20 protein-coding genes are annotated in these 21873 nt (G+C 51.9%); 7 read left to right on the top strand and 13 right to left on the bottom strand.

Annotated features, from left to right (window positions below):
* Positions 1-22: 22 nt before the first annotated feature.
* The 5 genes from flgD to K1567_RS23300 all read right to left on the bottom strand — a co-directional run bounded on the left by flgD (position 23) and on the right by K1567_RS23300 (position 3715).
* A complete protein-coding gene (gene flgD, locus K1567_RS23320; protein WP_034099911.1) occupies positions 23-748 on the bottom strand; it encodes a flagellar hook assembly protein FlgD in 726 nt (241 codons plus the stop codon).
* A gap of 15 nt (positions 749-763) precedes the next feature.
* Entirely contained in the window at positions 764-1207 is a 444-nt protein-coding gene (gene flgC / locus K1567_RS23315; RefSeq protein ID WP_024076985.1) for a flagellar basal body rod protein FlgC, read from the bottom strand.
* 3 nt (positions 1208-1210) lie between these two features.
* Positions 1211-1618, bottom strand: a complete 408-nt coding sequence (gene flgB, locus K1567_RS23310; protein ID WP_003175633.1) for a flagellar basal body rod protein FlgB — start codon at positions 1616-1618, stop codon at positions 1211-1213.
* A 295-nt stretch (positions 1619-1913) separates the two neighbouring features.
* Entirely contained in the window at positions 1914-2741 is an 828-nt protein-coding gene (cheR, locus tag K1567_RS23305; RefSeq protein ID WP_034099912.1) for a protein-glutamate O-methyltransferase CheR, read from the bottom strand.
* A gap of 41 nt (positions 2742-2782) precedes the next feature.
* Positions 2783-3715: a chemotaxis protein CheV gene (locus tag K1567_RS23300; RefSeq protein ID WP_034099913.1), complete on the bottom strand. Its 933-nt coding sequence runs from the start codon at positions 3713-3715 to the stop codon at positions 2783-2785.
* 81 nt (positions 3716-3796) lie between these two features.
* On the opposite strand from K1567_RS23300, the gene flgA reads away from it, so the two are divergent.
* From flgA to K1567_RS23280, 4 genes are all read left to right on the top strand, one after another.
* Positions 3797-4552: a flagellar basal body P-ring formation chaperone FlgA gene (gene flgA, locus K1567_RS23295; protein WP_034099914.1), complete on the top strand. Its 756-nt coding sequence runs from the start codon at positions 3797-3799 to the stop codon at positions 4550-4552.
* A gap of 140 nt (positions 4553-4692) precedes the next feature.
* Entirely contained in the window at positions 4693-5013 is a 321-nt protein-coding gene (flgM, locus tag K1567_RS23290) for a flagellar biosynthesis anti-sigma factor FlgM (protein WP_034099915.1), read from the top strand.
* Between the two features lie 48 nt (positions 5014-5061).
* A complete protein-coding gene (locus K1567_RS23285) occupies positions 5062-5532 on the top strand; it encodes a flagella synthesis protein FlgN (RefSeq protein WP_034099916.1) in 471 nt (156 codons plus the stop codon).
* A gap of 95 nt (positions 5533-5627) precedes the next feature.
* Complete coding sequence (locus tag K1567_RS23280; protein ID WP_034099917.1) at positions 5628-6377, top strand: flagellar brake protein; 750 nt, start codon at positions 5628-5630, stop codon at positions 6375-6377.
* A 58-nt stretch (positions 6378-6435) separates the two neighbouring features.
* Here K1567_RS23280 and K1567_RS23275 read toward each other — a convergent pair whose 3' ends face one another.
* The 4 genes from K1567_RS23275 to K1567_RS23260 all read right to left on the bottom strand — a co-directional run bounded on the left by K1567_RS23275 (position 6436) and on the right by K1567_RS23260 (position 14445).
* A complete protein-coding gene (locus tag K1567_RS23275; protein ID WP_034099918.1) occupies positions 6436-7815 on the bottom strand; it encodes an MFS transporter in 1380 nt (459 codons plus the stop codon).
* A gap of 1409 nt (positions 7816-9224) precedes the next feature.
* Positions 9225-9569, bottom strand: a complete 345-nt coding sequence (locus K1567_RS23270; protein ID WP_220698910.1) for a hypothetical protein — start codon at positions 9567-9569, stop codon at positions 9225-9227.
* A 302-nt stretch (positions 9570-9871) separates the two neighbouring features.
* On the bottom strand, positions 9872-12823 hold the full coding sequence (locus K1567_RS23265; protein ID WP_220698909.1) for a hypothetical protein: 2952 nt from the start codon (positions 12821-12823) through the stop codon (positions 9872-9874).
* Between the two features lie 284 nt (positions 12824-13107).
* Positions 13108-14445: a tyrosine-type recombinase/integrase gene (locus tag K1567_RS23260; RefSeq protein ID WP_220698908.1), complete on the bottom strand. Its 1338-nt coding sequence runs from the start codon at positions 14443-14445 to the stop codon at positions 13108-13110.
* 783 nt (positions 14446-15228) lie between these two features.
* Between K1567_RS23260 and K1567_RS23255 the strand changes: the two genes are divergently transcribed.
* The 3 genes from K1567_RS23255 to K1567_RS23245 all read left to right on the top strand — a co-directional run bounded on the left by K1567_RS23255 (position 15229) and on the right by K1567_RS23245 (position 17783).
* Positions 15229-15525: a hypothetical protein gene (locus K1567_RS23255; RefSeq protein ID WP_220698907.1), complete on the top strand. Its 297-nt coding sequence runs from the start codon at positions 15229-15231 to the stop codon at positions 15523-15525.
* Positions 15483-16139, top strand: coding sequence for a DUF262 domain-containing protein (locus tag K1567_RS23250; protein ID WP_259445021.1), 657 nt, complete (start codon positions 15483-15485; stop codon positions 16137-16139). The genes K1567_RS23255 and K1567_RS23250 overlap by 43 nt, the downstream gene beginning before the upstream one ends.
* A 717-nt stretch (positions 16140-16856) precedes the next feature.
* A complete protein-coding gene (locus K1567_RS23245; RefSeq protein WP_259445020.1) occupies positions 16857-17783 on the top strand; it encodes a DUF6685 family protein in 927 nt (308 codons plus the stop codon).
* Here the strand turns inward: K1567_RS23245 and K1567_RS23240 are convergent.
* From K1567_RS23240 to K1567_RS23225, 4 genes are all read right to left on the bottom strand, one after another.
* Positions 17755-18162, bottom strand: a complete 408-nt coding sequence (locus tag K1567_RS23240; RefSeq protein ID WP_220698906.1) for a hypothetical protein — start codon at positions 18160-18162, stop codon at positions 17755-17757. The genes K1567_RS23245 and K1567_RS23240 overlap by 29 nt on opposite strands.
* Positions 18155-18691, bottom strand: a complete 537-nt coding sequence (locus K1567_RS23235; protein WP_220698905.1) for a 3'-5' exoribonuclease — start codon at positions 18689-18691, stop codon at positions 18155-18157. The genes K1567_RS23240 and K1567_RS23235 overlap by 8 nt, the downstream gene beginning before the upstream one ends.
* A gap of 454 nt (positions 18692-19145) precedes the next feature.
* Positions 19146-20195, bottom strand: coding sequence for a DUF4238 domain-containing protein (locus K1567_RS23230; RefSeq protein ID WP_220698904.1), 1050 nt, complete (start codon positions 20193-20195; stop codon positions 19146-19148).
* A 74-nt stretch (positions 20196-20269) separates the two neighbouring features.
* On the bottom strand, positions 20270-21436 hold the full coding sequence (locus tag K1567_RS23225) for a restriction endonuclease (RefSeq protein WP_220699060.1): 1167 nt from the start codon (positions 21434-21436) through the stop codon (positions 20270-20272).
* Positions 21437-21873 lie beyond the last annotated feature (437 nt).

Here is a 21873-nt window from a genome sequence, read left to right as displayed (position 1 = left end):
CTTCTGCCGTATTTAGCCGGCTCTATGTACCGATAGTCTGAATTTGCGACAGCTTGACGCTGCCCATGCCGCCCGCCAGGTTCAGCAGCATTTCGCCGCCGGTCTTGCTCAGCGTCACGCTGGTCACCGTTGCCGGCAGCGAAGTCGCCAGGGCCACCGAGTCGCCTTTGTCGTTCTTGGTCGTGGCCGCGAAGGTATAAGTACCCGCTGCCGCCACCTCACCTTTGTCGTTCTTGCCGTCCCAGATGAAGTCGGACGTGCCGGCGCTTTGGGCGCCCATATCGATGGTGCGGACCACGTTGCCGTCCTTGTCGGTAATCTTGACGGAGACGTTGCCCGTCGCCGCCGTCACCGCCACCGAACCGGTCATGCTCTTGCTGGTATCGACCAAAGCCTTGTCGGTCTGGGTGATGATCGAACGACCTACCAGAGACGAAGCCTGCAGCGCCTGGGAGGAGCTGAAGTTGCTGGAAATCGAATTCACCGAGTCATTGAGGGTGTTGATGCCTTCCAGGCTGCTGAATTGCGCCAGTTGGGCAACGAACGCGCCGTTGTCCTGGGGCGACAGCGGGTTCTGGTTTTTCAGCTGGGTGACCAGCAACTGCAAGAATGCGTCCTTGCCCAGTGACTGGCTGCCGGTCGCGGCCTTGGAAGCATCCGCTAAGTTAGTGTTGTCCGACGCCGTCTTGACCTTCGAGTTGAAAAGGTCTTGAACCGCCGTGTTATTAGACGTATCGACAATGGCCATGGTTGGCGCCCCTTATCACTGACCCAGGGTCAGGACCTTCTGCATCATGGTTTTGGCGGTGTTCATCATTTCCGCGTTGGTCTGGAACGAGCGGCTGGCCGAAATCATGTCCGCCATTTCCTCGACCACATTGACGTTCGGGTAGTACACGTAGCCTTTTTCGTTCGCCGCCGGATGGTTGGGCTCGTAACGGGCTTCCAGGTTGCTTTGATCCTCGACTACGCCGAGTACCTGCACACCTTGGCCCGCGGCGTCCTGGTTCTGGAACAGCGAATCGCTGCCACCGCTCTGGCCGCCCTGGAACATGGTGGCGAACACCGGGTGACGGGCGCGGTAGGTTTGGTCAATGCTCGAAGACACGGTCTCGGCGTTGGCGATGTTACTGGCGACGGTGTTCAAGCGCGTGGTCTGCGCGCTCATGCCACTGCCGGCAATATTGAAAACACTGGACAGGGACATGGCTTACTCTCCACGCAGGGCTGACATCAGCCCTTTGAATTTACTGTTGAGCAGGGTGAAGCTGGCCTGAAAGTTCACCGAGTTCTCGGCATAGGCAGATTGCTCCAGCTGCGCGTCGACGGTGTTCTGATCGATGGATGGCTGCATCGGCGTGCGATACAGCAGCGACTCGTCACCACTGCTCAGGCCTTGCGCTTCGATATGACGGCTGTTGGTCATATTCAAGGCAAAGGTGCCGTTTTTGGTCTTGTCCTGCTGTGCAGCGAGCACGGCGGAGAAATCCAGATCCCGAGCCTTGTAGTTCGGGGTATCGGCGTTGGCAATGTTGTTGGCCAGGACTTCGGCACGCTGGGCGCGAAAGCCCAGGGCTTGTTCATGGATACCGAGCGCTTTATCGAAGCTGATGCTCATGGCGGAAACCTTTAGGCTGACCTGCTGTTCGTTGACAGAGGTATAGCAAGGTGCATGCCAATTTTTTCAGTCCCCATATATCAAGGACTTAAGCAGAAATTACCGGCGGCAATGCCAGAAAAGCGGCAAGCGGCTTCCGCTTGGCGCCAGTAAAGCGGCAATGGGGGATTGCCGCAAAACTAAAAGTGGGAGGAGGCTTGCCTCCGATAGCGGTGTATCAAGTCACATAGAGGTGACCGATCCAACGCTATCGGGGGCAAGCCCCCTCCCACATTTTTGACTGCACAGGCCTTGTTTACTTGGCCTGGTAGATGATGCCAGGGCTGCACTGCACCATCTGGTAGTGATCCGGCAGGCCGTTAAGCGCCTCAGACGCTCCGAGGAACAAGTAGCCGCCACGCTTGAGCGTGCCATGGATACGCAACAGGATGTCTTTCTTCACTTCGGCCGAAAAGTAGATCAGCACGTTGCGGCAGAACACCATGTCGAACTTACCCAGGCTGGCGTAACTGTCGAGCAGGTTGAACGAGCGAAACTCCACTCGGCTCTTGATCGGCGCCTTTACCGCCCAACGCCCTGCTCCCTTGGAGTCAAAGTAACGTTGCAAACGCTCCTGAGACAAACCGCGACCCAGTGCCAGGGTGTCGTATTCGCCGGTCTTGCAGTTGTTCAGCATGGTCCCGGACAGGTCAGTGGCGACAATCTGTGCCCCAGCCTTCAACTGGCCCATGTTGGTCCGCTCGAACTCGTCGATAGCCATGGAAATCGAGTACGGTTCCTGCCCCGACGAACAAGCCGCCGACCAGATGCGCAAGCGCTGTCCGGGACTGGCCTTGATGGCCTCCGGCAGCACCTTGCTTTTAAGCACTTCAAACGGATACGTATCGCGAAACCACAGGGTTTCGTTGGTGGTCATGGCATCGACCACCATCTCCTTGAGCCCACTGCGCGGCTGACTCTGGATCCGCTGAACCAACTCGCCCAGGGACTTGATACCCTGCTGCTCCATCAGCTTGTTGAGACGGCTGGATACCAGGTACTGCTTGTTCTCACCGAGCAATATGCCACAGGCCTTTTCCAGGAAGACCCGGAACTGTTCAAAATCCAAATTACCTGTCGACACTGATACCGCCTCTAAAATCGTATGATCGCCAAGGTTAAACCTTAGCCGTGATCTGCTGCGTTGATCCGGTCGACAACCCGCGATGCAAGGTCATCAGGACGGAATTTGGCCAGGAAATCATCCGCCCCGACCTTTTTGACCATGGCCTGGTTGAATACACCCGACAATGAAGTATGCAGGACGATATGCAATTTTTGCATACGCGGGTCGCTACGTATCTCGGCTGTGAGAGTGTAGCCGTCCATTTCCGGCATCTCGATATCCGAGATCATCATCAGGAATTCTTCTTCCGGCTTCTTGCCCTCATCCACCAGTTTGCGCAGGTAATCCAGCGCCTGGCGGCCATCGTTGAGCGCCACCACTTCCACACCGACAGTTTGCAGGCAACGGGTCACCTGCTTGCGCGCCACGGAAGAGTCATCCACCGTCAGCACACGCAAGGACACCGCTTTGTGCGCCGTCTCGGCATCGACCACGCCCACCGAAATGGTCTCAGAGGTAGGGGCAACTTCGGCGAGGATCTTCTCCACATCGATAATTTCCACCAACTGGTTATCGACCCGCGTCACCGCCGTGAGGTAGTGATCGCGGCCGGTGCCCTTGGGTGGTGGATGGATCTCTTCCCAGTTCATGTTGACGATGCGCTCCACCGAGCGCACCAGGAAACCCTGGGTCTTGGTGTTGTACTCGGTGATGATCACGAACGGACTTTCACGGTCCTGAAGACCGGACGAGCCTGTCGCCAGGGCCAGATCAAGAATCGGGATAGTGGCGCCGCGAATATTGGCCACACCACATACCACCGGACTGGATTTGGGCATGATCGTCAGTTTGGGGCATTGCAGCACTTCCCGCACTTTGAACACATTGATGCCATACAGCTGCCTGCCATCGAGGCGGAAAAGCAACAACTCCAGGCGATTCTGCCCTACCAGCTGTGTGCGCTGGTTTACTGAATCCATTACACCTGCCATGCCCAGACTCCTACGCTAAAACCTTCGGGGGTACGACGCGCACCCGACACTAAACGGCACGAGCTTTGCTATTTGTTGGCTATGGATATGAAAACGACAGTTTCCCGACACCCCCGCCACCGCAGATTGCTCAGCGTCTCGATGGCATTGCTGGCTTTCTGCCTGGGCACCACGGCCCGCGCAGAGAACGTCACCTTGCCTGATCTCCTTATCGGCGTCACTCAAGGCTTTCTTGAGTTCACTGTAGAAGATTATCTGGCAACTACACAGACGCTGGGTCGTTATGAAATCCAAGTCAACCAATTGGACCCTCGCCTGCGCATGCCGATGTGCGACAAGGAATTGACAGCCACCCTGGAAAGTCCTGCCCAGCCCATCGGCCGTGTGACTGTGAGGGTCCGGTGCGACGGCGCCTCGCCCTGGACCGTGTTTGTGCCGGCGCAGGTCAAACTATTCCGCGATGTGGTGGTGGTGGCGAGGCCACTGAAGCGCACCGGGATCATCGCTTTTGAGGATGTCGTCTTACGCGAACGTGACATCAGTCAGATCAGTCAGGGCTATCTGACGAGCGTCGACCAGGCCATCGGGCAGAGATTAACCCGACCAGTGGTCACCGATCAGGTTCTCACGCTGGTTCATTTAGAGCAGGCCGAGGTTATCCGTAAGGGCGATCAGGTGGTGATTTCAGCCAGTAGCGGCGCCTTGAATGTGAAAATGCCCGGTGAAGCACTGTCCAACGGCGGCATGAGCGAGCAGATCCGGGTTAAGAACCTCAATTCAAACCGCGTGATCAAAGCGCGCGTGACCGCCCCAGGACAAGTGGAGGTGGCTTTATAGATCGCTGGTAGAGGACGCTGGGTTTTCCTACACTGTGCACGAGAAGTCCCGTGTGGAGATTTATTGTCATTCGCGCCTAAAGTTTATCCGGGTATGGCCGAAAACATGGCAAGCGTCCAAATACCCAGAGGTTTTTTATCATGGTCATTGATTTCAATCGTTTAAATAACTCCCCGGCAACGTCTGGTACTGCTCGCACCACGGGCGCCAAAGAAAGTGCGGAAACCAAGGCCCCAGCGCCTGCCAAGACGGAACAGACCAGCGCCAGCCAGAGCGGGGAATCGGTACACCTGAGCAATGAGGCTCAACAGTTGCAGAAGGTCACTGACTCGCTGCGCGATCAACCGGTGGTCAATAAAGCCCGCGTGGCCGAATTGAAACAGGCAATCGCTGATGGCAGCTACAAAGTCGACAGCAACCGTGTAGCCAGCAAGCTGCTTAACTTCGAAGCCGAGCGCTAGGCAAAGGCCTGCGCCGGGCTTTTGGACGCTTAAAACCCAAGGCCAGCCATGCATCACGACGAAACCCTGCTTCAACTGATCATCGATGATCTAGCGCCGACGCAACAGTTGCTCGAGCTGCTAAAAGAAGAATCCTTGGCGCTCTATGGCCGGGATATGCCGCTCCTTGAGGAAATCCTGGCGCGCAAGCAGTCGCTGATCGTCCTACTGGAACAGCATGGCAAGAAACGCAGCCAGATCCTTATCAGCCTGGGTCTGCCCGCAGACCATGACGGCCTGGCACAGCTGGCCAGCCACTCCTCGGTGGGCGACCATCTGCTCACTCAGAGCAAAGCACTCAATCAATTGCTCAGCCAGTGCCAGGAAGCCAATCAACTCAACGGCCAGTCGATTCAGCTTCAGCAAGCTACGACGGCCAACCAGTTGCGTATACTCCACGGCGGCGAGCCACCGGCGCTGTATAACGCTCAGGGCTCCACCTCGCGTCTGGTCAAGCCCAGCACCCGCAGCCAAGCCTGACACCGGTTTACCGCGCGCCCTATCCAAGGCGCGCTACATGCTGGCAAAATGCCGGTTCTTGCGTGTAGTCGTATTTGTCTGGAGATGGAAGAACCGTGTTCAACGCTCTTAATGCGGAAGATGCTCCGCAGCCCCCCAAGGTCCTCACCACGCCTCTGGAAATCGCCGGCAACTTGCGAATGCTGCAAGAAAGCCATGACCCGCTGATCATTACGTTTCACGAGCGCAGCCAGCGTTTCCAGAGTTATCTGGTGGATGTCGATCGGGACAGTAACACGCTGGTCATGGACGAAATGATCCCCCGCGACGGTGAGCGCTATCTTGAAAATGGCGAGCCGTTCCGCATCGAAGGCTTCCACGATGGCGTGCGCGTCGCGTGGGAAAGCAACGGTGGCATGACCATCAGCGAAAAGAATGGTCACCGCATCTACACCGGCAGCATGCCCAATGAAGTTGTGTATCACCAACGCAGGAATGCCTTTCGTGCAGCCCTGAAGCTGGCACAGTTGGTGAACATCGAGCTGGGTGGTGAAAAGCTCAAGGCGCCGATCAACGGCAAGCTATTGGATATTTCCGCCACCGGCTGCAAATTGCGCTTCGAGGGAGACATCACTGAGCGCCTGCAACTGGGCCAGGTCTATGACCGATTTATCGCCGCCCTGCCCTTCGGCAGCATGACCACCTCGGTCGAACTGCGCTACCTGCACTTCGAAGAGAAGATCAACACCACTTTCGCCGGCGTACGCTTCCATAATATGAGCGGGCTGGTGCAGCGACAGGTCGAGCGTTTCGTTTACCAATTGCAGCGCGAAGCACGTCGTTTCGACAAAGACGACGACTTTTAAGCGCCACACGTCGCAATAAAAAACGGGCAGCCCTCAGGGGTCTGCCCGTTTTTCGTTGTTAGGGACGCGCCCCGCTCAAGCCGTTGGGATGCTCGTCGGAGTCCGGCTGCTCGGCAGGCGCCTCGGTACTGGGCTCCTCGACCGGCGGCTGCGGCGGCTCGACTTCGGGCTCGGGGCTCGTTTGCATCTGATCCTGCACCACTTGCTCATCCACTCGCGGATCGAGCGCCGCGACCAACGGCGAACTGGACATACTGTCGGGCATCGCTACGTGATGCAAAGGCGCGTCGTCCACCTGATGCAGATTAGTGACAGCCTTGGGCCTAATGCGCCACACCAGGATCAGCGCGCACAAGGTGAAAAACGCGTACAGCATCTGACTGCCGAACAACTTCATCACCACACCCGCCAACAAAGGCCCGACACTGGCGCCGACGCCATAGGTAACCAACAGCATGGCCGTCAAAGATACCCGGCGGTCACCTTCGACATGGTCGTTGGAAAACGCCACCGCCAGCGGGTACAGGCAAAACTGCACCAACGAGCACAGGAACCCGGCGATGAACAACACCTCCAGCGGCACCTGAGTGAGAATCGCCAACGGCAATGACGCCACGGCCAGGCAAAGCGCGAAGCAACGGATCAGCAGCGCGCGATCATAACGATCCGATAACCAGCCCAACGGCCACTGCACCACCAACCCGGCAAAGATGCAGCTACCCATGAACAGGCCGACCTGCTCGGTCGTCAACCCCTGCTGGGACGCATACAGCGGCGCCAAACCGTAGAAAGAACCGACGATCAGCCCCGCGCCCAACACTGTACTCAGCGACTGCGGCACGCGCTTGATGAAGAAGCGCGGCTCCATCGGAGCCGGCCGCAAAGGCGCCGGGTGAATGCGCCGAGTCATGGCAACCGGTACCAGACAAAGCGCAAAGCACAACGCGACCAGCATCAACAGTTCCAGGCCGAGCTGGGGATGCATCACCAGAATCAACTGACCCAGTACCAGACCCAGATAAGAGGCGATCATATAGCCACTGAACACCACACCACGCTGCTTGGCGTCCGCCTGTTCGTTGAGCCAGCTTTCAATGACCATGTACTGGCACATCATGCCCAGACCCACGATCACCCGCAGCACGATCCAGGCCGGCAGCCAATCGACCAGGCCATGACCCAACACCGCCGCACCGACAATTCCGGCACAGGTCGCATACGCGCGGATATGCCCGACTCGGGCAATCAGGCGGTGTCCAATCTTGCCGCCCAGCACCAGACCAAAATAGTTGGCGGCCATCAGCGCACCGACCCACAGGCTGTCAACGTTATCAGCCGCCAGGCGCAGAGCCAGGTAGGTGCTGAGCAAGCCAGAGCCGATCAGCATCATCAAGGAGGCGAAATAAAGGGCTCGAAAAGATTTCCAGATCTGTCGCATCGGCGTTCCGAGCGGCTCCTTGCAGTGAGAAACAGGGCTATCGGCATGATAGTCCCCGGTGATCGGTTCCGGACAGGCAATACAGGCAGCTTCCGGGGATAAATTTTTACAAAACAATTGACTGCTGTTCAGACGATGCTCAGTGGGGTGCGAGGTACACCGTTGCCACAAATACACGCTAAGCCCTGCTGTGAACCTCGATTGACGCCAAGGTTCGACCCGTGTTGCAAAAGTTCAAGCGCGCACAAAAAAGCCCCGCCGGATATTCCGTACGGGGCTTTGAATATGGCGTCCCAGGGCCGGTTCGAACTCCTATCCGACACTACCCCTCCTAGATTATAGAAAATCATCATAAAATACAGTCGGTTACAAGGTGCAGTAACTGCACGCTGATAAAGCAGCGCGACTCAGTTCGCAGCCTCCTGCCATTGCTCCAGGCGAGTAACTAATCTCATGGGAGCACCGACCACGTAGCCTTGAGTGCTCATGGCTGACGACAATCTGTCCCACCGTCTTGGCTAATCACGCCATCTAACCGCAACCATTTCATTGAGATAGCAAACCTGCGGTTGCACCATTCCCGCTCAGACTTTGACATCAACATGCTCCAGCAGATCGCTCCTGAGCAGATGGTTGGTGTACTGAAAGCCTCATCACCGTGAACGGTTGTCTCAGGTCTACCCCTCAACTCAACCGGCATCCGTAAAGCGCCAGGCGTCAAATGGGTAATAGAAATTACAGAAAACGACCAGTCCACAAAACCTGCCTGACTATTTTGACACCATCCTCGCGCCTAAATGTATGCGGAGCACGCTTCCAAGCCGGGAGACGCGCACCGATGTCAAGTGAGCGATGACTGGTGACGCCAGGTTCGCGCATCAAAGTGCGGCCAATGTGACGTTTTCACTTGCAACTCGATGGCCAGCGTTCGTCGACCCCCAAAGGCTCTCGACACCATGTGATATTTGATCGGCAGGGCTTTGAGCTTCACATGCTCGGGATTCACTTTCCAAGAGCACTGAGGTCAGTCATAACAGCTGCTATCACTTTTTCAAATTGCTCGGCCTAACGGTAAACGTGACACTGCTTGTCCAGCCATCACATCAATGAGAAGGCTTTTGGCGTCCATGCAGCAGAAGACCACTGGGCTTTTGATATCTCGATATTCAGGTTTTTGCTGAAGCAACGCTTTAGGTTCTTAGGTGCTCACTGAACGCGGTATCGCCTAGGGCTCCATCGGAGCCGATCCTAAGCGCCTCTTGCGACCATGATAGACCGAACAGCGTAACGCTGTTGGCTGTAAGGCTGTAAGGCGAATATGCAGACTGGCACACCGTGGGGAACTGAAACAAACGTCTCACTGCCCTGCCTGCATCCTAACTAAAGGAATTTCATACAATCATGCAAAGTCAATTTTCTGAACGAGTAGCCGACCGACGTTTTTTCCAATTTAAAATTGGCGCAATCTGTAAGCGCGCAATTGCAACTTTTCGGGAGCGCGTTACATAAAGCAGGTCTCCTGCTTCCTCGTCTAGTTTGAAGAGACCAGTTCCAATTATCACATCGAGTAAAACAACCGCCGCACTTCCCAATGCGTCGATCTCTGCGTGCACAGGATTTTCAGGACTATTCAGGTGCAGCCCCCGCTTATCTAAGTAATCGATTTTCTTGAGCGCACGCTCTAGTTTCCCGCACACATTCCGTATCTTCAAATCTTTAGACGCAAGTAATCGCTTCGCCACAGGGTTGGACACATGAGATTCGGGATTAGCCGACCGTAGACCCCTTTCGATTAAAAACGCATCTAAGAGTGGTCGATAACTACCGTCGGGGCGCAATAGCGTCGAACTATGAATAGGCTTGTATTTTTTTCCTAAACTCTCCGCCTCCCTAATTTCTACTGCCCTAATAGTTCGACAGATACTCTCCGCCAGTCCGGTGACATTAAGGCGCCCTCCCTTGCCACCTCGCAAAGACGCGAGGACTTCCCTTACAATAGCTACACGTGCAGCCACATTGCCTTTCTGCCATGGCGAACAGTTACTTCCCATAATATTTACTCTGTAGAGATGAGAATTAGCGGTGTATATTCACCTAGGGCGATATCAGCACCGAATTCCAACGCCTGCGTAATATTATCCAAGGATATGTTATTTGATTCCAGCAATGTCTTAATTTGACCTACAATCACGCTAGCTGAGTCTGCCGTCACAGGTTTAAACAATCCGGGAATATCAGAACTTGCTCCTTGAAGCCGCATCTTAAGGAAATTATATTTGGCCCGCACTGTCTCTGTTTGCAGCTCAGGATACAAACTATTTTCGTAAAGCCGGGAGAAAATATACTGTATAGACTGATCTGCCATCTCAACTTCGCACATTTGTTTTCTCATCAGCTGAGGCTGAATCGAAATTAGTTTATTTTCTGATTTAGAGTCCCGCCGGTAACATTCAATGAGATAGTCACGACTCCATGTCCAGCCGAGCAGATCAGCAACAGTTTTTTCTAGAAGTTCATCAACCCGCTCGAGCTCATGAGTATTTTCCTCAGAAAGGGAATCCGCGTAAGCATGCAATTCCTCAACCTCTACCGAAAGGTTGTAGATCTTCACATCGATTGCTGGAATGTGATCGATACCTTTGACAGAGAAAATGCAAAGTCCACACCTTTTCTCAAGACCTTCACGGACAATAGATTCAGTGCACTGATCCCCCTTAGTGCAGACATGGGTTGAATGGTGACGAAGCCGGTCGTGATATTTTCTGACCATATCATCAAGTGCTGAATTCCTGCTCGATGATGACTCAGGCGACATTGTGATACATCCAAAGTCACGGACAGCCTGCGAGGGATTAACAGCCAATGCTTTACGAAAATTCGAGTTTGGGCTCGAAGCGTCAATACGTTCTCCTGACCAAACTTTCGCTAGGTCACTACCTACTTTTTCTGTGATTTCCTGGTAATCTTCATCAATCAACGTCCCATAATATCGGACAGTACGAACACCCTGACCAGTTTTGAACCGACCGACCTCGCTATCCTTCATAATCCTTTGCCACACCTTAACCGTGCTATTCCTAGTATGGTGTGGGGTCATATCAGTAACTATTCGCACTGGACAATATGGGGTATGAACATTAAGCACAACCACATCACCGGCGATTACCGTTTCCCCATATCCGAACCTATTGGGTTTGAACTCAAAGAACTTACACTGCACATCGTGATCTTTCAAAAAAAACTGAAAGGAAACCAAGAAAGATAAATATGTTGTAAAATACAAACCATCACTATATGGATCTCCATCCACAATGGACTTAGAGAATAATGGAAGATAGTCCACCCTTACGTTGGGCTCTCTATTTTCATAGCTCTTCGTTTTCTTAAACGCATGACTAGAGACCATCTCCCTGACTTCACGTTGATAGCGCAACGCTAAAATAGTTTGGCCACTCACAATTGTCCTTATCGGAGTTTTTTTTACCTTATCTATTACTACATGGAGCCAATAAGCCTTATTAAGTTCAACATCGCCAATCACATGCTTGTCAAAATCAGTTGATAACCACTGGATTGATTGATGCCTCAAGCCGCTCTCCACTGCTGAAAGCGTATGAACAATCATATGAGGACTGAATATCGTTTTGGAGGCACCATTTGCCAAAGGAATAGACCATCGCTTGAAGAAGCATCGCGGCAGCACGTTCACAGTGTACTTACGTCCTCCATGGTAAAATTCATTGCTCCATCCTAACGCCAATGCCCTTTGTTCTAAATCACCATAAAGTATATCGGTGTAATTGGATTCAAGTATATCTTCATTGAGCACCTTAAGAGCCTGAAAAATACAATATAAGTAATTTATGGAAAGGCTATATTCAGCCCTTTTGAAGGGTCGTTTGTCAGAATTCGGCAATGCCATACTTGGCGGCATATCCAGCTTTGACAGGTAATTCTTGAAACTTCCAAGATCATCCCTGAAACCCTTCATTTCCATCCACTCAAACATGGCTCGGAGCTGCTGGAGTGAAGTTGATCTAATAGTCAACGCATCGCTCGTGAGCTCGTAAATAAAGTTTTTAAGTGGCAATGGCGAATTCACAGCCTGGGTCAGCGGAGCAACAAAGTTGATGCTTAATTGCGAGATGAATTCAGGATATGATACATCCGCATCTGAACCAAATAGGGAATACCATTTGTCGAGGTAGACAAACAGATATATATTCAAGAGACCACTTCCTAACGACCCATTTGCCTCCTGCTCATACCCTTTCATTTCCAGGTAGGTTTTTTGCACGGCGACCCATCGTAAAAGAGCAGGTGCATTATGAAAACCAGTATCACTTATAACTGGATTTTGCAATATGCTTTCTGGCATAAACTTCGTTCGCACTAAAAGCCGGCAGTAATCGACGATCTGTTCGCTAGACTTTGCTGCCTCTACAACTGGATTAAAGTCGATAGATGCGAGCTCCCCTCTAGCTCCGGATTTATACTTATTAGGCCTCAATTCATTTAAAGCATGATACAAATCCGCGTAATCAAAATTGACCCGCTCACCAAAATAACCACAGACATAATTAACAATAGTATGAACAGGCAATTCAGCAGTCAATCGCTCGTTTTCGTAGTAATATTTTTTATGAACTGAGACTAAATTCTCAACAGTCAAATCTTCTGGCTTGATCGCCCCGATGATCCAGAACAAACGAGTTCCGTATTGGGCCACGCGTTCCCGTACCCGTTGATCGACATTTTCCCAAAAAATTGGAAGGTCTACTTTATCCCTCGCCGAGAGCGTGAACGCCATCAGCTCAGGATAGAGTTCAAAACCAAACTCCTTATGCACTGTCGACCTGTATTTGAATTGATTGGCCTTCATTAATGGGGTAAGCAACAAGCAGCCATCTTTGAACAGCAGAACCAACAATAGCCAAAGCGATCTTCTGAGATCTACTTTCATGATCTTATAATAATGTTGAGCGTCTTCCCCCAGAACTCTATTCACCAACTCCTGGGATGGGGCTAGGTCACCTATGAGAACATATTCATAGACAGAAAGAACCCACGATTCATCATATATGCGCGAAGACAAATTTGGCGAATAAACAAAAAACTTTTTGAACGAGTAATACCTTTTATCCGGCGTTGAATTTATAGCATCATAACTGAGCCTGCATGGCCCGTACGTCTTGTCAATGTACTTGCTAATGATTCTTATATTTTTTTGTACAGATCTGTGGATCTGTGCCTCATCTACCAGAAACACAGGCTTTTCTGAAAAATTAACCTTCATTGCAATTCACCCAGCAGAATACTATCGTAATAGCCGTTCTCGATGTACATCATTTCGGCTGCCGCCAAGGCTTTGGAAGAGTCGACATGATTGTAGATCTCAGTGCTTTCAATATTAATATGGCCAACGCACCTTGAAGTTTCTTGAACTCCTAAACCTAGGCCTTCAGGAGTTGGAATATCGTTGCAGAGATAAGAGATATGCATATGCCTTACATCATGCTGATGACCAATGTCTACGCCAATCCGCCGTAGGTTAGCTTTGAATGTCCGTAAAATTGGTGATTGGTCGACTAAACATAAAGGGGTACCTTTAGTTGGGCCTCGATGTACGCAGAAGAGAAAGTCATGAGTGAGAAAATACCCATCTTTGTCTGTAGCTGGAAATTCAGGTGAAACATAGAGTTCCTCCAGTGCGTCCCAGAACATTGTTGCAAAAGGCTCGATGAGCGTAAGTCGCTGATTCGCTCTACCTTTAAATCGCAGGGAATTGATTTCCGACATACTCAACCCCATAGATTTATATAACTTCTTCCTGCTTTTGGGGTCAACGACCTTAACTATCTTCTGTTTATCGTCAATGTCAGACATTAAAACTTGCAACGTTTCAGATACGCGCGCACCGCCTGCTGCCAACAAAGCATAGTAGGTTTTATCTCTAATACTCTCAACATCACCTATAAGCTTAACCGCATCCGCGATAGTAAGTTTAAGTTCCGGGACGTTTCTTGCGGAGCCACCTGTAAAATACTGAGGAATATAATTTAACGCATTAACCCCTACACCACCCGCTATACATTCCGCCAAATATGAATTTACCTTACGACTACTCCAACCTTTAGTTTTGTAATCAAAGACAGTAGAGATAGGTGGAGCGGTACTAATGATCATAACGGGAGAATCCGAACCATCATTAAATGTGGCTGCCGCAGAGTATTTCTCAGAAAGCTGGAAAAACAAATGTAGTGCGTTACGTATGAGTTTTACAGTTGCGGGGCTAGCTACATCCATTCCCAAACGTTCAACAAGGACGCGGACTATCTGGAGTTCTGACTCACTTCCTAAGCTTAGCGCTTGGAAATACAACTCAACGACCGAAAGCTCAGCAGCTTCTTCCCCCATCTCGGTAGAAAGCAGAGCCATGGCTTCGACCGTAAAATCAAGATACCAGCAAACACAGGGGGTATACGTTTTGACCGTCCCAAGCGGTGCATTGCTTGAAAACAATTTACTAACATAACTTTCTACACACTCAATAGATTCGCCGGCTAGGGACTTAATAACCCGCACCGCTTGACCCGCAATAATTACTTTATGATATTTAAAGTTTTTCATAACTTCGTCGCCCGAAAAAAGTGGCGCACCTTAACCATGAAAAACTCCAAAGTCAAACATCAGGCCATAACGAATTTTAGTTTAGGTTTAATTGTCAAAAGCCCCCTACCAGAACTTTACCCATGAATTGTCAATGATAGAAAAAGATCGCAATAGAAGCTTTTATCTTTTGCTCATCAGCGCTAAATCCGCGCAGCATTCCCCTCACCCTAGATTTGAGCCACCCTCCAAAGATAAACAACGATCCCACCCAGGCGCCCGGCATTGTTTATTTTGCAGATATTGACAATCGCAAAGCATTACAGGAAATCTTCCTTGTTCATAAAATCCGAGCAACACATAGATATAACTACATTTAATACTGCTTATATATCATGCAGGCAAATCAAAAACACATCTAAGGCGCGCAGTCCGTGCAATCGTGGTTTCACAGCATGACTTTCAATCTGGGTTTATTTAATATCGCTTGCTTGTAGAATAGAGACTTACCGAAGGCGGAAGATTTTTAATAATATTTTTCAGTCACGTTGCATCCCTTCAGTCGACTTGTAAAGCTAGGCGTTGTACCTAAGAACTCCCTCGTGACCTCCTTACTTTGTCCCTCCCCTCCCGGTGCCAGAATACGAATCATCTAGAGCATTCGCACATTGCAGGTGCGCGATCAGTCGTGATTTTGGGTAAAACCTGAGCCACTCATCTTCCACAAAAAATCTCCGCATCACGCTCAAGGTTTTCCGAAACCAACCGTTTGTGATGAGTAAGTACCCTTTTTGAGCGACAGCTTTGACCCTCTCTACACATGACTTCGCACAGCGCTTAAGCAGCATCTTAACGTTACCCTGCACGATTCTCGGCAACCGCCAGCGGCGCACATGGGAGCGGCTGATCGGCTTCATCGAATCCTCAGCCTGCACATCCGAATTCGATAAGGCGTCAGCCTATGCCGAAGGTTATGCACATGCTTTGGCCGACAGCGGCCAGATCAATATCTCGACAGATCGGGATCTGCTGATCATTGCAACGGTGGATGCATGGCGATGCGCCCGTACTTATCCGAATACTTCGACCAACCTGAGCTAGCCAGGAAAATCATGACTTCTATTTTTCAACGCTTTGCCGACGACGAACCGTCTGAATTACGCATCCAGATGCCGCAGCGGGTTCTGGCTACAGCCGTCAGTCATTACCCAATTGATGTTCTGGTAGGCCACTGGGAAATGTATCTGGTTGACTCCTCCTCCGCTCACGATAGGTTTCCATGGGCTGGACGATTTGTCATGGGTATGCCCGTACCCAAGTGGGCGCGCGGATTGGAGTGGAACGTAGGCCAGCAGGCTCGTTTTATTAGCGCTGTTTGGTCAGAGGCAGACTTGGGAAGCTACCTTACAAACGATTGGTGCGAGCCGGCGAGCACTGGCAGGGCGTTGGCGGAGAACAGCGAGATTCTGGTCGATGGTCAGCAACGTCTGCACAGCCTGGAAGAGTATCTCCTCGACCGGTTGGCGATTCCTGATGCACAAGGACAGCCTAGAATTTGGTCTGAGCTCGGCAACGGCGAAAGGAAACGCTTTCTGTCGACGATCTTTACCCATGTCCGGGTGTCGTCTGGTGACGAGGTGGCATTGCGCAGAACATACGATCTTTGCGCGCTGGGCGTAGCGCCTCGGTCATTTGATCAACGAGCTGTTCGGTAACTTTTAATCAAGGCGGTCGGGCGTATCCCTTCGGGATCGGCTGTCGTAAACCGAGCCCCGCTATGCTGGGTCTCGGCCCTTCGGGCTTCCATCCTTACGCTCTTCGACCATCCTGGCCTGCGCGCTCCGCTTGCAGAGCGATCCGACTCACCTTCTTACTTGGACATTGGCTACCGCTCCCACATACTGCTGAGCATCCGATCAAAGATGAGGCCGGGCAAATGTGTTGGCTATTTTGGAAAGACAAGCGCCCCGAGTGGGTTCAGGCGGAAGAACGGGAATTCATCAAGGCTGCGAACCGCTTAAAGACGCTTCAGGTCACGCCTCGTGGTGGCATGAGGATTGACCCTGAAGAGATTCGAGACCAGATTGTTGCCGCCCGAGAGCTGTATAAAGGCTTGGTTAAGAAATAGCTTTCGCTAAGGATCAACAACCAAACGGTGCAGATAAAGGCCCGCGAGTCAGCTACAAAACGTCCACGACCTAAAGCCATACCACGGCAGGAACAGCTAGGCGGCTTTCCGAAAACTGGTCTGCCTCCCCCCTGCTTACACAGAGATTTGATCCTGTCGCCTAGATAAACCTTTCGCGCTAAAGGTCGTAGCAACCTCATCCGGAATCCGCAGCTATGTTTCGGTTAGCCTTCCATATCGCAGTGCTACATTCTGTGCTGAGACATCTCGTGCATCGCGCCGGGGTAGGCAATAGGAAGCGCCAATGCTTAAGAAAGCGATCAAATTTCTCCGCGACTCTCTACTGGAGGACTTCGGCCAGCCGGCGACCCTGATAAACTTGCTCCGTGCAGACGTGAGCCTGAACAGGCACTTGGTCGAGCATCGAAAGGGTATCAGCGCAAGCGAAGTGGTGCGTTGGAACGACTTTGGCGACTTGGGGTACGAGACAAGTCGAATGTACCGGCGGAGGCTCAATGGATGGACACGCTCCCCTGGCTCCTATCAAAACTACGGCTCGACCAGCCTAGTCAGAGAGGATCTTCTCAGCTTGGGTACAGTTAGGGAGATCCAGCGCTGGAACTGTGACATTCAGCAGGTCGACGGCTTTTCCGCCTCGAAGTCAGAGCTGCGCAGGTTCAAAAGCATGGACGCCATGGTTGAGCGCAACTCGCAGCCAATGATCACACCTGTTACCCAAGAAAAGCTTGAAGAGAATCTCCGATGGGACGAGATCCGGATCATCTCTAGAGAAGATCACGATTACTTCTCCACTTGGGAATGGGACGGACGAGTGTTCTTGATCAACAGTGGAGGCTCCCACCACTTCGCAGCGGCTAAGTACATCGCGAAACGCATCGGGGTCAACGTTCCACTCAAAGGTCGGTATAAGGTTTACGGAATTAATCAGCTCGCCTTGGCGAGCCTAAGACGCGATTTCGACATGTTTGTGTTGTCATGGCACTGCAAACAGCAAATGGACTTTCACCGAGCCATGCAGAGGTTTGAGGCGACCTACTACTGGAAGGATCTCCCTCGTCCATACACTGACCAGGTGGCGATATTCCTGCCTAAAGCGGAGAAGCGCGCAGGGAAGGTATCTGAGGTACTGCGTGAGGCTGGGTTTCAGGATTTAGGCCTTTACCTTCAGAAGCTGGCTAATGCTACGAGTCATCATGTCTCGGTCGTCTAGCAGCTCTATGTGCATCTAAATGCCGCATTTCAGCCTGCCATTGAGTCAGAAATTTGTCCCAGTCATGGGCGTACGGGCCATCGACCAAGCGCGTCGAGCCGATGCTCGCTTGTAGAAAACGCTCACGCCACGGCTGTGGAATACTGGCCTCGTCAACGATGTTGATACCGGAACTGTGGCGCTCAATCAGGACTGCTTTGCGGACAGCATCAATATCGAGATGTGGATGACTCTGGTGTAAGTCGACGCGTTCTTGGTCTTCAATGTAGTCAAGCACATGCAAAATAGCGGCAGCTTGTGGGTCGCCCGGCACCAGGTGCAAAAGTGTCCAGAGGGCTTTGCGCCTAACAGACTCAAGCGTACGAAGATCATCAGCCATGTTCAGCGCCTCGATTGGAACCGGCAGTCAGTCGACGATAAAGGTCGGCTAAGAGGCGAGCATCCAGCAGCGCGTGATGTGGAAGTTCCGGGAGCGTCACGTTGCCGAGATCATCCGCTTCGAGATGCCTGAATAGCAGGATCAAGTTAGTCGCGCGATTGGCAACATTACCTGGCCAACGATGATCTACGTAGGCTAGTTGGCAGAAGAGATCCCAATCCCATTCTGGAGCATCGGAGCAAACCTCGAGGGGGCCTTCCAGATCACTCAGGAAAGCGAGCAGTGAGGATTGGGCTTCGACCAAGGTTTGCCCGTGCGTCGCTAGGTTGAGCTGAGGCAGCACGTTCAGGATCACGAAATCGCTGCAGTCCCCCACTAGATATGTATCTGTGAGCTCGACGTAAAACTCGTGCCCGGCTTCGGACACGAGCGCCAAGGAAATCAGCTTCGTATCTCGGTTCAGCTGTGTGAACTCACAGTCCAAAAATAGCTTCATCTGCTCCTCCCTGTGAGTACCTGGTTCATGCATGCCGGTGTACCTTTGGCAAAACGACCAAAGCCGACTGGTTTCTTTTATGACTTTAACCTATTGCCCTGACGAACCTACGCCTGCGCTCACAGCAAGGGAGGTTTGCCAGGTACTGCGCGATGCGATCTTTGGGCGACGCACGATGATCAGAGTATGTGCTCAGACTTGGGACGAGCTCTATGCCGGGATGTTCATGGTCGACGTCGAGGGATGGAGCATGACGATCTTCAACGACTGTGATGAGATCGATTACTGCGAAGCATGCGTCAGCACCGATGGACGGCGTTGGTCATTCGACTCGGGAGATCGATACGGGACTGACCCTATAGCTCTGCTTAGCACATGGGAGCATCAGACACTTGAGCGGCTTCTGAAGGCGTTATGATGAGGATTAAATCTCGACGAACCATCTCAGGAAGATCCCTTCGCGTAACCTCGCCTTGACTGTTCCGCGTCAAGTTAGCTTCTGCCCCATCAACCCCGAAAGCACTTCTTCGAGTAATACGCTCATTTCTCGTGCCGAAAGCCAGCTAGCGTTGCGTCCTATCTGCGCCTGAAAATCAACAGCACGATCACTCTGGTGCGAGCAGATGAAATACTTCATAGAGCATCGGGCGATTTCAAGCGGCAGGTTTTGGGAAAGCGGTGGCTGAGAGATATCCGTCTCCCCAAGAAGATACAGATCCGACGACAGCGGCAGAATTACGTGAACAAGCTCATCATCCTTATCCATGAAGGGCTTGAAAGAGCGCTCGCCTCTCACACGGAACAGTACGACTGAATCCCCTAGAAGCAGATCGCCTGACTCAAATCTTTGAACCGAATAATGGAGTGCGCTGAAACGCAGGGCGCGGGCAGCTGGCGATACAGACTCGTTGAGCATGCGGACATGACTGGCTTTTATCATGTCGGGTATTGAAGACTTAATACGCGTCAACAGGGCAGGCATCTGGGCTGCAAATATCGCGACGAGCGGCTCGATGATTTGGTCGAGGAGTGATTCATCCATAGTGAGCAAAGCCTGAAGCTGCTGCGGGCTAACATCCTGCTTTGCCAAGGCACTGTCAAAGACAGGGGAACCTGGTCTGAAATGATCTTGAGTCAACGCACGGAGGGTAGCGGGATCTGAAAGATACCGAAGAATGCCAGTGGCACACTCATCAACCATCGACTGCATATTCTGGCGAACATGGCGGCTTCTGATTTCTAGGTGAGATAACAGCGCTGGAATCCTCTCGACCACCGCCTCGCTCAGGTTGCCAGCCCGTAGGCTGTCTATCAAAGGTACGTAAACGTCCCGCTCTTCGTCGGTGATTTTATCGTCCAGATCCGGCTCGCCGTCGATAGCATAAAAATGCCTTTCAAGTCCTACATCTTGAATATTTGCAGATCTGGGGGGCTTATTCTGTTCGTATACCCAGCATCGGACGATTTTGCCGTTACCTGGAGATCTGAACCCTTTCTGCAAAAACTTTGGAATGAAGTGCTGTCTTACTCCTGACACCTCGGGTGCTCCCTCAGATCTGTACGCTTATGATGCCTTGGCGATTGCCGTCTTGACCGCTGACGGGCACAGACCTAGGCGCTTTCATCCTCGGCTTGGAAGACCTCGATGAGCTTCTGATTGTAGTCATCAAGGTAGCTCTGAAGCCCATCACGGTCGATTAGCCGCACGCCCGCCGTGCTGGCCAACTCCTTTGCTGATTTCGTGTAGTAGGAGTTCGTTACGACCATCGCCTCGGCACACCCGTAGAAGGCTTTAGCAGAGATGGCCTGCTGCACAGCAGCGTTGCCTACGGAGCCCGAATAGTTCTTAGCCTGGATGACCATGTTTTTACCGAACCGGGTAACGAAAAGATCGGCGCCCTGATCAGCAGTTTTCTTGGTTTCCTTAACGTCATAGCCAATGGTCTGGAAGATCTCAACCAGGAAAGCTTCAAACTGAAATCCGTCCATAGCATCCACCAGGTACATGGTGATGAACTGATTCGGATTAAAATGCTCCAGCTGAGATCCCAGACGTTCGACGAGAATATCGAAATAAATCTCCTCGCAGAGGCTCAGGCCATTCCGGAAAACCTGTATCGGGAGGAGCGGCACACCAGATGTCGACGCCGCCTGGGGATTGAATTGAACATTGGGGAAAGCTACGTCATTTTCCCAAAGGTAGTAATAGAACAGAGCCAAGTCAGACCTGAATGTCGTTCCTGCCTCTTCAATCCAAGAACGTAATGTGTCGGCCAGGTCAGTCCGAATGTGGCGGGTCAATTCTCTGGAGAAGCCCAGATAGGCAGAGTTGAAGGCTGTGGTCTGTAGCAGCTTGTCCAATAGAGAGGGAAGCCCTTCAAGTTCGTCAAAGCCTTTGCGAATCAAGACTTCCCTGAACAGCTCCCTCTCGCTGTACACACCATCCAACCGTGGGCCGGGCACGCCTGCTTCATCGCTTGTACCTGCGCTTTCGCGAGTGGTGTGTATGAAGTTCGTGAAGTATGGCTGCTTCAGCTCCGCGTACTTTCTCAAGACGTTGTTCAAAAGATCGTTGAGCTGGGCTTGCTCCTTCTTCTTCCCGAAGAAGTCCTGAATCAAGCCTTTGGATCTGTATTGAAAGTCGGGATAAAACGAAGGATCCAGTGGCGTAAGGTGTCGCAACGTGAGCTCTGATGACGGTGAAACTTGAGAACCCATGCACCATGGGCATGCGATCTCGAAGGTAGTCCTATTGCATCCATTGCATTGATAAATCATCGCGTCTATCCCTTTCATGAGTCGTCACGCGACCTGCGCGTTTTCGTGTTTGAGACATTATCTGAGTGCCGTCAGCACGTCCACGCGCTTGCCTCCCGCTGTTGGATAGTCGCTAAGCGCGTATCGACAGAGGGCACGCTGGGAAGGCTACCAGCGCTACTGGTGGGCTCCCCGTCGTAATCATTGCGCCTTCCTGCTCAAATCGGAATCCATGCAATTAATATTTCCTCGTTACATGCCGACAGATATGCGCGTGGACGATTTTAAAGATCCCGTGCAGCAATGAAAAACCTGAAAGGGTGGAGTTTATTTTGTTAAAAAAGCTTGTCTCAGCCTTGTCATCAATCCGGAGCCGCCCCGCAATTCGAAATATGCTGTCGGTCGTTGCCCTCTTTGCCTTCGTTGGCTTTTTGAGTGACGGGTCTTCCCTTATATCG

The sequence above is a fragment of the Pseudomonas sp. S5F11 genome, assembly GCF_019641515.1.
GTDB lineage: Bacteria > Pseudomonadota > Gammaproteobacteria > Pseudomonadales > Pseudomonadaceae > Aquipseudomonas > Aquipseudomonas rhodesiae.
The sequence above is the reverse complement of the archived record's forward strand: the minus strand, read 5'-3'. Positions and strand labels throughout refer to the sequence as shown.